The following is a 14,312-nucleotide window of genomic DNA, read 5'->3' as shown; positions in this document are numbered from 1 at the left end:
CGTTACACCGAGCTCGAGAGGGACCCTTCGTGCCCGCTGAGAATGCCGACAACGCCGCCACCGCCAAGCTGATCTATCCCGGCGGCGAACACGAGATGACCATTGCGAGAGCGACCGAAGGCAACGACGGTATCGAGCTGGGCAAACTGCTCGCGAACACCGGGTACACGACGCTGGACGGTGGGTTCGTCAACACGGCCTCCACCAAGTCCGCCATCACGTACATCGACGGTGCCGAGGGCATCCTGCGCTACCGCGGATACCCGATCGACCAGCTCGCCGAGAAGTCGTCGTTCCTCGAGGTCAGCTACCTGCTGATCTACGGGGAGCTGCCCACCACCGTCGAGTTGGAGAACTTCACCGACCGCATCCGTCGGCACACCCTGCTGCACGAGGACCTCAAGCGCTTCTTCGACGGCTTCCCGCGCAACGCCCACCCGATGCCCGTCGTCTCGTCCGCGGTCAACGCGCTGTCCGCGTACTACCAGGACTCGCTCGACCCGAACGACCCCGAGCAGGTCGAGCTCTCGACGATCCGTCTGCTGGCCAAGCTGCCGACCATCGCCGCGTACGCGTACAAGAAGTCGGTGGGCCAGCCGTTCCTGTACCCGGACAACTCGAAGAGCTACGTCGAGAACTTCCTGCGCATGACCTTCGGTTTCCCGGCCGAGCCCTACGAGGCCGATCCCGAGATGGTCAAGGCGCTCGACATGCTGCTCATCCTGCACGCCGATCACGAGCAGAACTGCTCGACGTCGACGGTGCGCCTGGTCGGCTCGTCCGACGCCAACCTCTTCACGTCCATCTCCGGCGGCATCAACGCACTGTGGGGTCCGCTGCACGGCGGCGCCAACCAGGCCGTCCTCGAGATGCTCTACCGCATCCAGAGCGAGGGCGGCGACAGCGCGGACTTCCTGAAGCGGGTCAAGAACAAGGAGGACGGTGTCAAGCTCATGGGCTTCGGACACCGTGTCTACAAGAACTACGACCCGCGCGCGGCCATCGTGCGCAAGACGGCGCACTCGATCCTCGAGAAGCTCGGCACCAACGACGAGCTGCTCGACATCGCGATGAAACTCGAAGAGGTCGCCCTGTCCGACGACTACTTCGTCGAGCGCAAGCTGTACCCGAACGTCGACTTCTACACGGGTCTCATCTACCGCGCCATGGGCTTCCCCGAGCGCATGTTCACGGTGCTGTTCGCGCTCGGCCGCCTGCCCGGGTGGATCGCGCACTGGCAGGAGATGCACCAGGACCCGAACGCCAAGATCGGCCGCCCCCGTCAGATCTACACGGGCTACACCGAGCGCGGCTACGAGGGCATCGACGGCCGCTGATCGGCCCGCCCCTCGCGACACCCCCGACGCGGTGCGTCAGAACTTCCGGTTGGCCAACACCGGCAAGTTCTGGCGCACCGCGTCGATCTCGTTCGGGTCGATGTCGAGCGTGAGCAGACCGGGCGCCGCGCCGAGCTGGTCGAGCACGTGGCCGGTGGGGGACACCACCATCGAGTTGCCGACGCCCACGGGTGCCGAGCCGGAGATCTCGATACCCGACTCGGCGGGGTCCGCCTGCCCGCAGGCCGCGAGGAACGTCGTCGAGTCCAGTGCGCGGGCGCGGGCGAGCAGTGTCCACTGATCCACCTTGCCGGGGCCGCGGCCCCACGACGCGGCGACGACGGTGAGCAGGGCGCCGCGGTCCGCGAGGGTCTGGAAGAGGCCGGGGAAGCGAATGTCGTAGCACGTCGCGAAGCCGACACCCACGCCGTCGATGTCGACGACCACCGGCTCGGTTCCCGGTGCGACGGTGTCGGACTCGGCGAAACCGAACGCGTCGAACAGGTGGATCTTGTCGTACGACGCCTCGACGCCCCCGCCGGTGATCAGCAGGGTGTTGCGCACCCGCTCGTCACCGCCGACGGCCGGGGTGAACATGCCGGCCGCGACGGTGATGCCCGCGTCGTCGGCGATCTCGCGCACCGCGGTGGCCCAGGGGCCGTCGAGCGGCTCGGCGACGTCGGCGATCGATCCGCCGAATCGGCGCATCGTGGCCTCGGGAAGGACGCACAGCCGGGCGCCCGCGTCCACGGCGTCACGGACGGACGAGCGCACCAGGTCGAGGTTCTCGTTCGGATCGCGGGACGCGGTGATCTGGGCGAGGCTGATTCTCATGCGGTGCTCCTGACGTCGGCGTGCGGGGTGTCGAGGGTCGTGACTGGTATACACACAGTATGCAAGAACAGTCCGGTCGCGAGCGTGCCTATGTCTATCTCCGCGACCGCGTGCTGTCCGAACCGGCGTTCACGGGCACGTTCCTGAACGAGGGTGAGCTGGCGTCGCAGATCGGGGTGTCGCGCACCCCGGTTCGAGAAGCGTTGCTGCTGTTGGTGTCCGAGGGTCTCATCGAGATGGTGCGCGGCAGGGGCGCGTACGTGCCGCCGATGTCCGGGCGCCAGATCGGTGAACTGATGGACCTGCGCGGCGTGCTCGAACGGCACGCCGCGGAGAAGGCGATCGACGCCGGGAACGTACCCATCGCGGCGATGACGGCCACTCTGGAGTCGCAGGAGGCCCTGGCTGCCGGTGCCGCCGAGGATCACGCTCGAACCTTCATCGACCTCGACGGTACGTTCCACCAGGAACTGATCGACTCCGCAGGCAGCGAGTTGCTGTCCCGGACGTACGCCGGGCTGCGGGCGCGGCAGTTGCGTGCCGGGTTGTCCGCGCTGTTCGGCGCTCCCGACCGCAAGCGCCAGGTGTGCACCGAGCATCGCGCGATCGTCGACGCGTTGGCCTCGGGGGATCTGGCCGCGGCGTCCGCGCAGATCGATGCACACCTGGACGTCACCATGCGAATCCTGCTGCGCGGCTAGCTCTCCCGCGCCGAGAGCTGCTCGGCGCCGAGGTTCTGCGCGACGTAGCTCTCCTCCTCCGCGGGATCAGGACCACGGCCGAGTGCGAGGCCGAGGACGGTGAGCACACCCATCGCCATGATGTAGACGAAGACGGGCACCCAGCTGTCGGTGCGGTCGAGCAGGAACGTGAACATGAGCGGAGCGATCGCGCCGCCGAAGACGCCGGCGATCGTGTACGCCAGCGAGGCACCGGTGGAGCGCAGGCGCAGCGAGAACTGCTCCGTCACGAACGCGGCCTGCGGCCCGTACATGAACGAGTGGAACGTCAGTCCGACGACGACGCCCAGGACGAGCATGCCGAACGAGCTGCCGCCGATGAGGAGGAAGAAGACGGCCACCCACGCGACGCCGCCCACGGCCGCGACGGCGTAGAGCAGTCGCCGGTTCACGATGTCGGACAGTGCGCCCGCCAGCGGGATGGTGGCCAGCTGGAACGCCGAGCCGATGAGGATGGCCGTGAGCACCTCGCTGCGCACGAAGCCGAGCTTCTGCACGCCGTAGGTGATGGAGAAGACGGTGAAGAGGGCGTAGATGACGTCGGGCGCAATGCGCGAGAGGATCGCGGCGATCAGGGGGCGGCGCTGCTCGCGGAACACCTCGGTGATCGGTGCCGCGGGTCGGTCGCCGCTCTCCTGCAGCGCCTTGAACACCGGGGTGTCCTCGAGCTTCAGGCGGATCCACAGTCCGAAGCCGACCAGAACGGCCGACAGCAGGAATGCCACGCGCCAGCCCCACGACTCGAACTGCTCCTCGGTGAGGGCGAAGGTCAGGGCCGCGAGAGCGCCGTTGGCCATCAGGTTGCCGGCGGGCGGGCCGATCTGCGCCGCGGACGACCAGAATCCACGCTTGCGCGGATTGCCGTACTCACTCGAGAGCAGGACGGCACCGCCCCACTCGCCGCCGACGGCGACGCCCTGCGCGAACCGCAACGCCACCAGGATGATCGGCGCCGCGACGCCGATGGTCGCGTAGCCCGGCAGCAGTCCGATGAGGAACGTCGTGACGCCGATGAGCAACAACGTGATGACGAGCAGCTGTTTGCGTCCGATGACGTCGCCGAGGCGGCCGAAGACGAATCCGCCGATGGGTCGCGCGACGTACCCCACGGCGTAGGTCGAGAACGCGAGCAGCGTTCCCGTCAACGGGTCGCTCTCCGGGAAGAAGATGATGGGGAAGATCAGTGCGGCCGACGCGGAGTAGACGGCGAAGTCGTACCACTCCAGTGCCGTACCGGTCAGGCTGGCAGCGAAAGCCTTGGTCAGCGCAGTCCGGTCGGGACGCACCGCCCCTCGGCCGTCGGGTGTCGTGCCGTCCATGGGATGTCCTTTCGGGTGTCGTGGTTCATATACTTGCTGTATACAAGACGTATGCGCAACCCCTCGAGCGCTTCCGAAACAGAGAAGTAACAGGAGAAATGATGACGACACTGACCTTCGAACTTCCCGACGGTTCCACCGAGTCGGTCACCGTGACCACACTCCTGAACGCCGGGTACGCGGGCCGTGACCAGGCCGAGGTCGCGTCCCACATCGCCGAACTGGCCGAGCTCGGCGTTTCCGCACCGACCACCATTCCGGCGATGTACCCCATCTCGCCCTACCTGGCACAGCAGACCTCCGAGGTGCACGTCCAGCACGGACACACCTCGGGCGAGGCGGAGTGGGCACTGGTGATCACGGGTCCCACCCGCGACGACGTGCTGCTGACCGTCGCGTGCGACCACACCGATCGCGATCTCGAGGTGCACAGCGTCGCGTGGAGCAAGAACGCCTCACCCGACGTGCTCGGCACCGGGGCCTGGCGGCTCGCGGAGGTGGCCGACCGCCTCGACGACATCACGCTGCGCGCCCGGGTCGGAGACGACGAGACCTTGATCCAGGACGGCACTCTGGGCGATCTGCTCTCGCCCGATCACTGGCTCGACGTCCTCACCGAGCGGGGGCTCTTCCGGGCGGGCACGGTGCTGATGTCCGGCACGGTGTCGATGGTTCCGGGGGTGGACCAGTTCGCGAGCGCGTGGAAGGTCGAGCTGCGCGACCCGGCGACCGATCGGACTCTGACCTGCGCTTACCGCACCGTCGCCATGCCGTCCCCGATAGGCTGAGCGCAGTCACGTTACAGTCGATCGGTACAGGACATCGTCGTTCGGTATCAGTCGACTACAGGAGTTCATCGTGACCAAGCCCGAGATCGAGTTCCAGGCCGGCCCCCCTCCTACCGACCTCGTGGTCCAGGACATCACGGTCGGTGACGGCGCGGAAGCCGTTCCCGGCGGCACCGTCGAAGTCCACTACGTGGGCGTCGAGTTCGAGAGCGGCGAGGAGTTCGACTCGTCCTGGAACCGCGGCGAGTCCATCACCTTCCCGCTGCGCGGCCTCATCCAGGGCTGGCAGGACGGCATTCCCGGCATGAAGGTCGGCGGACGCCGTCAGCTCACCATCCCGCCGGAGCTCGCCTACGGCCCCGCAGGCGCCGGACATCGGCTGTCCGGCAAGACCCTCGTCTTCGTCATCGATCTGCTGAACGCCTGATCTCTGCTCCGCAGATTCGACGGGCTCACGCCACGTCGAGCACCAACCTCGCACCGCCCAGCGGGCTCGCCTCCAGATGCACAGTTCCACCGTGCAGGTGAGCCTGCTGGGCGACCAGTGCGAGCCCGAGTCCGGATCCGCCCGCCGCGGCTCGTGATCCGCGCTCGAAGCGTCCGAAGACACGTTCCCGCTCCTCCTCCGGGACGCCGGACCCGTTGTCGTCCACGCTGATTCGCGCGCCCTCCGTCGTGCGCGCCACGCTGATCACCACGGTCGTCGCGCCGCCGTGACGCACGGCATTGAGCACGGCGTTGTCGAGCGCCAACCGTAGTCCCGTGGGATGACCCAGGGCGGACACCGGCCCGTCGGCCTCCACCCGCACCCGCGTCTCCGGCAACGTCCGCGCGGCGTCCCGTGCGACGAGGTCGGCGATCTCCACGACGTCCACGCTCACCCGGTCCGCGTCGGTGGTCAGCTCTCCGGTGGCCAGCCGTTCCAGCGCGGCGAGAGTCGATTCCACCCGGCCCTGCGTGCGCTGCAGGTCGTCGAGGATCTCCTGCCGCTGCTCGGCCGAGAGATCGAGCGTGCGCAGCACCTCGATGTCGGTACGCATGGCGGTCAGCGGCGTCCGCAGCTCGTGCGCCGACACGGCGGCGAAGTCGCGGGCCGTCTCGAGGGCGCTCTCGGTGCGCGCCTGGGCGTCCGACACTCGCTGCAGCATGTCGCCGACGGCGGCCGCGAGGGCGTCCGCCTCCCGCACACCCGTCGACTTGCGGGGTGGTGTCGGCGGGTCCTTCGCGACGTCGTGCGTGAGCCTCATCAACGGGCGAACTGCCCGTCCGCCGAGGATCCAGCCGAGTGCCGTCGACGCGCCGACCGCCAGAGCGCCGGCCTGCAGCACCTGCCGCTGCTGGTCGTCGGTGATGTCCTGCGCCTCCGACAACGGCACCGCGATGGACACGGTGACGTCCGTCCGGTCCGGCACCGCGGCGGTGTAGACGCGGAACGGGGTGCCGTCGACGTCGGCGGTCGCCGAACCGAGCGGCATCGCGGGGAGCTGCGGCTGAGTACTGGCCCGCACCTGATCGGTCTGCCTGATCGTGATGGCGAAGGCCTCGGACCTGCTCAGGCTCCCGAGGAACATCTCGAACGTCTGCGCACGCGGCACCACCACCTCCGACGCGGTCTCGAGCCGACGGTCGAGCTGCAGGATGTTGTTGCGGGAGATGGCCGCTGCGACGTACCAACCGACGAGCGAGACGATGATGAGGGCGCCCAGGGCGGTGGCGGCGGCCACGCGGGCGCGCAGCGAGAAGACCCGGGAGGGCCGGAGAGTTTTCATGCGCCGGGAAGGCCGGAGGAGCTTCATGAAGCCGTGCGCAGGACGAAGCCGACGCCGCGGACGGTGTGCAGGATCCGTGGCACCCCACCGCTCTCCATCTTCCGGCGCAGGTACCCGACGAAGACGTCGACGACGTTGGTGTCGGCCACGAAGTCGTACCCCCACACCAGTTCCAGGAGCCGCTCCCGGCTGAGCACCACTCCGGCGTTGTGCGCGAGGACGGCGAGGAGTTCGAACTCGCGCTTGGTGAGGTCGAGGGGCCGCCCGTCGATGGTGGCGCGGTGGCCCGGCTCGTCGAGGCTCAGCGGCCCGACCACCACGGCGGCAGTGGCCGGGACGCTGGAGCCGATCGTGCCGCGGCGGCGCAGCATCGCGTTGATGCGTGCCACGAGTTCGGCGAGGACGAACGGCTTGGTCAGGTAGTCGTCGGCGCCGGACTCGAGGCCCGCGATGCGGTCGTCGACGGAACTGCGCGCGCTCAGGACGCACACCGGGACGTCGTTGCCGCGGGCGCGCAATGCGGTGACCACGCCGTTGCCGTCGAGGACGGGCATGTTCATGTCCAGCACCACGACGTCCGGATCCTGCGCACCGACGAGGTCGAGAGCGGCGGCGCCGTCGCGAGCGGTGAGCACGGTGAACCCGGACAGCCGCAGTCCGCGCTCGATCGAGGCCAGCACGTCGACGTCGTCGTCCACCACGAGGACGGTGGGCTGGTCCGGAGCGGTCATCCGTCGATTGTGCCGGAACGCCCGTGGTGTGCGGATGCGCCCCGCGCCGCGGGAGTCGACCTGTGTGCAGTGATCCGCGCTCACCGCGGATCACTGCACACAACCGGCCGGGCCGGGAACGATCGCGGTGGTCACGTCTGCGCAATCTTCCCGGAACAGAGCGTCTCTATCGTCTCTCGAAGCCGTCGGTGCATCCAGCGCGGTCGGGGTCGAGCATGCAAGGGGTATCACGATGAGCGCGAACACGGTCCGTCTCCAGGCTCTGCGAGCGGTCGAGGCGTACCAGCCTCCCGCCGTCAGCTACACCGACACGGAGACTCCGGGTCAGGTCTTCGGCGAGAACGTGTTCAACCGCGTGGTGATGCAGAAGCGCCTGCCGAAGTCGGTCTACAAGTCGGTGATGAAGACGATCGAGCACGGTGCGCCGCTCGATCCGATGGTGGCCGACGCGGTGGCGTCCGCGATGAAGGACTGGGCCATCGAGAAGGGGGCGACGCACTACGCGCACGTGTTCTACCCGCTGACGGGTCTGACAGCGGAGAAGCATGACAGTTTCCTCGAGCCGGTGTCGGACGGTTCCGCGTTGGCGGAGTTCGCCGGCAAGACGCTGATCCAGGGCGAACCCGACGCGTCGAGTTTCCCGAACGGCGGTCTGCGCAACACCTTCGAGGCGCGTGGTTACACGGGGTGGGACGTCACCAGCCCGGCGTACGTCCTCGAGAATCCGAACGGCAACACGCTGTGCATCCCGACGGTGTTCGTGTCGATGACCGGTGAGGCACTGGACCACAAGACGGGTCTGCTGCGCTCCCAGCAGGCGATGGGCCGGCACGCCGAGCGCATCCTGACGCTCTTCGGACACGAGGATCCCGAGCACGTCGTGTCCTTCTGCGGACCGGAGCAGGAGTACTTCCTCGTCGACCGGCACTTCTTCCTGGCGCGTCCGGATCTGCTCAACGCGGGGCGCACCCTGTTCGGTGCGAAGCCGCCCAAGGGCCAGGAGTTCGACGACCACTATTTCGGCGCGATTCCCGAACGCGTCCTGGGCTTCATGATGGACACCGAGCGCGAACTGTTCAAGCTCGGCATCCCGGCCAAGACCCGGCACAACGAGGTGGCGCCCGGACAGTTCGAGATCGCGCCGATGTTCGAGCGCGGCAACATCGCCGCGGATCACCAGCAATTGCTCATGACGACGTTCAAGACCATCGCCAAGAAGCACGGCATGGAGATCCTGTTCCACGAGAAGCCGTTCGAGGGCGTCAACGGGTCGGGTAAGCACGTCAACTTCTCGTTGGGCAACTCCGAGCTCGGCAGCCTCCTGGTCCCGGGGGACACCCCGCACGACAACGCACAGTTCCTCGTCTTCTGTGCCGCGGTGATCCGCGCGGTGCACAAGTACGCCGGGCTGCTGCGCGCATCGGTGGCGTCGGCCACGAACGATCACCGACTCGGCGCGAACGAGGCTCCGCCGGCCATCATCTCGATCTTCCTGGGTGACCAGCTCGCCGACGTCTTCGACCAGATCGCCAAGGGCGCGGCGACGTCCTCGAAGGGCAAGGGCACCATGATGATCGGGGCGGACACGCTACCCGTGCTGCCCACCGATCCGGGCGACCGCAACCGTACGAGCCCGTTCGCGTTCACCGGCAACCGATTCGAGTTCCGCGCTCCGGGGTCGATGCAGACGGTGAACGAGCCGATGGTCGTCATCAACACGATCATGGCCGAGTCGCTCGACCACATGGCCACCGAGCTCGAGACGGCCGTCGCGGACGGGGTCGACTTCGACACCGCGGTTCAGAACCTGTTGACGCAGATCATCACCGACCACGGCGCTGTCGTCTTCAACGGTGACGGGTACTCGGAGAACTGGCCCATCGAGGCGGAGGCGCGGGGTCTCGCCAACCTGCGCACGACGCTGGACGCATTGCCGGAGCTCATCACCGACGAGGCACTGGCCCTCTTCTCGAAGTACGACGTGTTCAACTCGCGAGAGATGCACAGCCGCTACGAGATCGGGCTCGAGCAGTACGCACTCACCATCGGTGTGGAGGCTCGGTTGACGCTCGAGATGGGCACCACCATCGTGCTGCCGGCGGCAGTGCGGTACCAGACGGAGGTCGCCCAGAACCTGGCCGCGCTGCAGGCGGTGGGCGTGGAGATCGACAGGGCACCGCTGGACACCGTGTCCGTGCCGCTCGCGGCTCTGCGGGCCGGGCTGGCGACGCTGAAGGGCGCGCTGGACGCCGACACCGGGCACGACGCGCTCGGCGAGGCCACCCACGCCAGGGACGCACTCCTTCCGGCCATGGCGGAGGTGCGGGCGGCGGCCGATCAGCTCGAGGACATCGTCGCCGACGACCTGTGGCCGCTGCCGACCTACCAGGAGATGTTGTTCGTCCTGTGATGCACGCGGCGCGCTGGTGACATTCACTCGAGGCGTGCCGAATGTCCGTTTTCCGTGCGGCACCACCTCCGGCGGGCGGTAGCTTCCCCGTCGGGGGTGATGCGGCATGGGGTCGTCGGGATCAGGATCGTCAGGGTGGAATGCAGGGTCGTTGTTCGCGCTACCGGTGCGGGTCGGGTTGGTCCTGACCGCGGTGGCGGCGACGGTGGTGGTCAGCGCCGTCACGGCGGTCGCAGCGCCCGCCGACCCGGCCGTCGGCTCCACCTACGCGTGCAGCGGCGACGTCGCGGGTGCGGCGGAGGACCCTGTGGTGTTGGTGCACGGCACCTGGACGAACAGTGTCGAGGACTTCGGCGCGGTGCTCGAACCGTGGCTCACGCAGACCGGTCGACCGTTCTGCACGGTGGAACTGCCTCGGCGCGCGACGGTCGACGTGCAGATCAGCACCCGCTTCGTCGTGGACGCCGTGCTGCGCACCGCGAGCACCCGCGGTGGCCCGGTCGATCTGGTCGGCCACAGCCAGGGCGGAACTCTCGCCGCGTGGGCGGTGAAGTCCGATCCCGAGGTCGCCGCGGTGGTGGACGACGTGGTCGGGCTCGCTCCGGTGGGTGCTCCGCAGGACACCGATGCGGTGTGCGCGGCGCTGGGCGGCTGTGCGGCCCCCGTCTGGCAGTTCTCCGAGGGGTCCGACTTCATGGCCGCACTGACGTCGACGCCGTTCCCGGCGGGTACGTCGGCCACCACGATCTCGACGGCATTCGACGAGCTGGTGCGACCGGCCCCGGCCGCCGGCGCGTTGGCCGGGGCGTCGAACCTGGTGATCCAGGACGTCTGCCCCCTGAAGTACGTCTCCCACGTCCTGCTTCCGTCGGACGCCACGGCGATCGCGATGCTGGCCGACGCGTTGGACAACGACGGCCCGGCCGTCGAGTCGAGGGTGGGCACGCAGAGTTGTCTCCAGCTCACCCCGCCCGGAACCGATCCGCTGGGCCCGCTGCGTACCGCGCCCACCGCCATCGCCGGCCTGGTGGACGCGCAGATCCAGACGCAGGTGCTTCCGGCCGAGCCGGCCTACACCGGACCCTGACGTTCGGCCGGGGCGCGGAACGGGTACGAACGTCTGTCATGAGCTCTTCTGCACCCTCCGTCCTGTGGTTCCGCCGCGACCTGCGCCTCGGTGACCACCCGGCTCTGGCCCACGCCGCGGAGGACGGCCGGGACGTGCTGGCGCTGTTCGTGCTCGACGATCACCTCCTCGGCCCGTCGGGTGCCGCGCGCCGCGACGTGCTGTTCCGGTCGTTGACAGCGCTGGACGACCAGCTCGGCGGCCGCCTGATGGTGGTGAAGGGCGATCCGGTGGCCGCGGTTCCGGCCGTGGCGAAGGCCGTGGGAGCGGACGCCGTGCACGTGAGCGAGGACTACGGTCCGTACGGTCGACGCCGCGACGACGCCGTCGCCGAGAAGGTCGACCTGGTGCGGACGGGGTCGCCGTACGCGGTGTCGCCCGGACGCATCGTCAAGGACGACGGCGAGGGTTTCAAGGTCTTCACGCCGTTCTACCGCCGCTGGCAGGACCACGGCTGGCGCGGCCCCGCCGACACCTCCGCGTCGTCGGCGTCGTGGATCGATCCGGACGACGTGTCGGGTGGCCGCAAGCGAGTGACCATTCCGACGGAGAAGACCCGTGCGGACGTCGAGGCCGGCGAGAAGGCGGCGCTGTCCTCGTGGGCGGACTTCCGCGACGACCGTGCGACCGGGTACGACGACGAGCGCAACCGTCCTGACAAGGACAGCACCAGCCGGATGTCGGTGCACCTGAAGTACGGGACCATCCACCCGCGCACCATGCTGGCCGATCTGGCCTCACTGAAGAGCGACGGCTCGGAGGCGTACCGACGCGAGTTGTGCTTCCGAGACTTCTACGCCGACATACTCTTTCGCCGACCGGACAGCGCTCGGGAGAACTACGACAAGAGGTTCGACAAGATCGAGCTCGACTCCGGGCCGCACGCGGACGAGCTCTTCCAGGCGTGGTGCGACGGCACGACGGGCTTCCCCATCGTCGACGCGGGCATGCGCCAACTGGTCTCGGAGAACTGGATGCACAACAGGGTGCGGATGATCGTCGCATCCTTCCTGGTGAAGGACCTGCACCTGCCGTGGTGGCGGGGTGCACGCTTCTTCCTGCAGCACCTGATGGACGGCGACATCGCCAGCAACCAGCACGGGTGGCAGTGGACCGCGGGCACGGGAACCGATGCGTCGCCGTACTTCCGGGTGTTCAACCCCACGACGCAGGGCGAGAAGTTCGACCCGAACGGCGACTACGTGCGTCGCTGGGTTCCCGAGCTCCGCGGTGTCGAGGGTAAAGCCGTGCACGCTCTGAAGAACGGACGGCCGGAGGACTACCCCGAGCCGATCGTCGACCACAAACACGAGCGGGAGGAAGCGCTCCGACGCTTCGGCGCGCTCAAGTCCTGACTGTGCGGTCCTTCAGGGCCTGAAGAGGGCCGCCAGGGCGTCGAGCACGGACGCGTCCTCGATGGTCGACGGCACCACCACCTCGTCGCCGTCGACCATCTGGCGCATCGTCTTGCGCAGGATCTTGCCCGAACGGGTCTTGGGCAACGCCTGTACGACGGTCACGTCACGGAACGTGGCAACGGCGCCGATGTCCTCGCGAACGGCGGCGGCGAGTTCGGAGCGGAGGGTGACGTCGTCGATGTCCACGCCGGTCTTGAGCACGACGTAGGCGCTGGGGCGTTGACCCTTCGTCTCGTCGTGGATGCCGATCACGGCGCACTCGGCGACGGCCGGATGGGCGCCGACGACGGCTTCGATACTGCCCGTGGACAATCGGTGCCCCGCGACGTTGATGACGTCGTCGGTGCGCCCCAGGACGTAGACGTAGCCGTCCTCGTCGACGTAGCCCGAATCACCGGTGAGGTAGTACCCGTCGAACGCGGCGAGATACGACGACAGGAACCGGTCGTCGTCCTGCCAGAGTCCGGCGAGTGTGCCGGGCGGCAGGGGAAGTTCGAGCACGATGTTGCCCTCGGTGCCGGCGGGTACCTCGGCCCCCGAGCCGTCGACGATGCCGACGTGGAACCCGGGCACCGGCACCGTCGGTGAGCCCGACTTCAGCGGCATCGGTTCCAGCCCGCGGAGATTCGCGCAGATCGCCCACCCCGTCTCGGTCTGCCACCAGTGATCGACCACCGGTCGGTCCAGGATGCGGGACGCCCACGCGAAGGTGTCCGGATCCAGGCGCTCGCCGGCGACGAACAGGGTTTCCAGGGACGACACGTCGTGATCGCGCAGCAGCGCGGCCTCCGGATCGACCTTGCGTACGGCGCGCAGTGCCGTGGGCGCCGTGAACAGCGCACGCACCCCGTAGTCCTCGATCACTCGCCAGAACGCGCCCGCGTCGGGGGTGCCGACGGGCTTGCCCTCGTACAGCACCGTCGTCGCTCCGGCCAGCAACGGGCCGTAGACGATGTAGCTGTGGCCGACCACCCAGCCCACGTCAGAGGCGGTCCACATGACCTGGCCGGGTCCGACGTCGTAGATGTTGGTCATCGACCAGCGCAGCGCGACGGCGTGTCCGCCGTTGTCCCGGACGACGCCCTTCGGCTTCCCGGTGGTGCCCGAGGTGTAGAGGATGTAGAGCGGATCGGTCGCCGCGACCGACACGGGATCCGCGGGGGTCGCGGCGTCGAGTTCCCGATGGAAGTCCAGCCAGTCGCCCGGCGCCTCGATGTCGATCTCCGGTCGGCGCGTGAGGAAGACCGCACGCGGGGACGACGTCGACATGGCGAGGGCCGCGGCGACGGGTGTCACGTAGTCGACGGTGCGTCCGGGTTCGAGACCACCAGTGGCGGTCACGATCGCGACGGGATCCGCGTCGTCGATGCGCGCGGCCAGTTCCTTCGCGGCGAACCCGCCGAACACCACCGAGTGGACCGCACCGAGGCGCGCACAGGCGAGCATCGCGACGACGGCCTCCGGAATCATCGGCATGTAGAGCACGACGCGATCACCCGCACCGACGCCGCGAGCGGCGAGCGCCCCCGCGAAGCGGGACACCCGGTCGAGGAGTTCGGAGTAGGTGAACGACACGCGAGCGCCCGTCATGGCGGAATCGTGGATCAGCGCGGTCCGATCGCCGGCACCGGCCGCGACGTGGCGGTCGAGCGCGTTGACGCACGTGTTCAGTCGACCGTCCGGGAACCAGCGGTGGAAGGGTGCGTTCGACGAGTCCAGGGCGATGGTCGGCGCGACGTCCCAGTCGATCGCCCGCGCCGCCTCGAGCCAGAAGGCGTCGGGGTCGGCGGCAGCGGCGTCGTAGGCCTGGCGGTAGGCGCCCGATTCGGTCATGAGCCGA

Annotated in this window: 12 protein-coding genes; 7 read left to right on the top strand and 5 right to left on the bottom strand. The window is 68.5% G+C overall.

The annotated features are described in order from the left end of the window. Window positions 1-29 precede the first annotated feature (29 nt). A complete protein-coding gene (locus OG947_RS05365; RefSeq protein WP_037183979.1) occupies window positions 30-1,337 on the top strand; it encodes a citrate synthase in 1,308 nt (435 codons plus the stop codon). Between the two features lie 36 nt (window positions 1,338-1,373). Here the strand turns inward: OG947_RS05365 and OG947_RS05360 are convergent, their stop codons facing one another. After that, complete coding sequence (locus OG947_RS05360; RefSeq protein WP_027504210.1) at window positions 1,374-2,171, bottom strand: carbon-nitrogen hydrolase family protein; 798 nt, start codon at window positions 2,169-2,171, stop codon at window positions 1,374-1,376. 59 nt (window positions 2,172-2,230) lie between these two features. Here OG947_RS05360 and OG947_RS05355 point away from each other — a divergent pair, with 59 nt between their 5' ends. After that, complete coding sequence (locus tag OG947_RS05355) at window positions 2,231-2,872, top strand: GntR family transcriptional regulator (RefSeq protein ID WP_027504209.1); 642 nt, start codon at window positions 2,231-2,233, stop codon at window positions 2,870-2,872. On the opposite strand, the gene OG947_RS05350 is transcribed toward OG947_RS05355, so the two are convergent. Then, on the bottom strand, window positions 2,869-4,230 hold the full coding sequence (locus tag OG947_RS05350; protein WP_328813276.1) for an MFS transporter: 1,362 nt from the start codon (window positions 4,228-4,230) through the stop codon (window positions 2,869-2,871). The genes OG947_RS05355 and OG947_RS05350 overlap by 4 nt on opposite strands. Window positions 4,231-4,331: 101 nt before the next feature. Here OG947_RS05350 and OG947_RS05345 point away from each other — a divergent pair, with 101 nt between their 5' ends. Both OG947_RS05345 and OG947_RS05340 read left to right on the top strand, forming a co-directional pair. After that, window positions 4,332-5,018 (top strand): DUF2848 domain-containing protein, encoded by a 687-nt coding sequence (locus OG947_RS05345; RefSeq protein ID WP_328813974.1) that lies wholly within the window; start codon window positions 4,332-4,334, stop codon window positions 5,016-5,018. A gap of 70 nt (window positions 5,019-5,088) precedes the next feature. Continuing rightward, entirely contained in the window at window positions 5,089-5,445 is a 357-nt protein-coding gene (locus tag OG947_RS05340; protein ID WP_027504206.1) for an FKBP-type peptidyl-prolyl cis-trans isomerase, read from the top strand. A gap of 25 nt (window positions 5,446-5,470) precedes the next feature. Here the strand turns inward: OG947_RS05340 and OG947_RS05335 are convergent, their stop codons facing one another. Both OG947_RS05335 and OG947_RS05330 read right to left on the bottom strand, forming a co-directional pair. Then, entirely contained in the window at window positions 5,471-6,787 is a 1,317-nt protein-coding gene (locus OG947_RS05335) for a sensor histidine kinase (protein ID WP_328813275.1), read from the bottom strand. A 23-nt stretch (window positions 6,788-6,810) separates the two neighbouring features. After that, on the bottom strand, window positions 6,811-7,518 hold the full coding sequence (locus tag OG947_RS05330; RefSeq protein ID WP_328813274.1) for a response regulator transcription factor: 708 nt from the start codon (window positions 7,516-7,518) through the stop codon (window positions 6,811-6,813). A gap of 232 nt (window positions 7,519-7,750) precedes the next feature. On the opposite strand from OG947_RS05330, the gene OG947_RS05325 reads away from it, so the two are divergent. The 3 genes from OG947_RS05325 (at window position 7,751) to OG947_RS05315 (ending at window position 12,409) form a co-directional block, all read left to right on the top strand. Continuing rightward, a complete protein-coding gene (locus OG947_RS05325; protein WP_027504203.1) occupies window positions 7,751-9,928 on the top strand; it encodes a glutamine synthetase III family protein in 2,178 nt (725 codons plus the stop codon). A 151-nt stretch (window positions 9,929-10,079) separates the two neighbouring features. Beyond that, entirely contained in the window at window positions 10,080-11,015 is a 936-nt protein-coding gene (locus OG947_RS05320; protein ID WP_328813273.1) for an esterase/lipase family protein, read from the top strand. A 38-nt stretch (window positions 11,016-11,053) separates the two neighbouring features. Next, window positions 11,054-12,409 (top strand): cryptochrome/photolyase family protein, encoded by a 1,356-nt coding sequence (locus OG947_RS05315; RefSeq protein WP_328813272.1) that lies wholly within the window; start codon window positions 11,054-11,056, stop codon window positions 12,407-12,409. 12 nt (window positions 12,410-12,421) lie between these two features. Here the strand turns inward: OG947_RS05315 and OG947_RS05310 are convergent, their stop codons facing one another. Continuing rightward, window positions 12,422-14,305 carry an AMP-binding protein gene (locus OG947_RS05310; RefSeq protein WP_328813271.1) on the bottom strand — a complete coding sequence of 628 codons (1,884 nt, stop codon included), beginning with the start codon at window positions 14,303-14,305 and terminating at the stop codon, window positions 12,422-12,424. Window positions 14,306-14,312: the final 7 nt, after the last annotated feature.

The sequence above is a fragment of the Rhodococcus sp. NBC_00297 genome, from assembly GCF_036173065.1.
Classification (GTDB): domain Bacteria; phylum Actinomycetota; class Actinomycetes; order Mycobacteriales; family Mycobacteriaceae; genus Rhodococcoides.
This window is presented reverse-complemented; position numbering and strand designations above follow the sequence as displayed.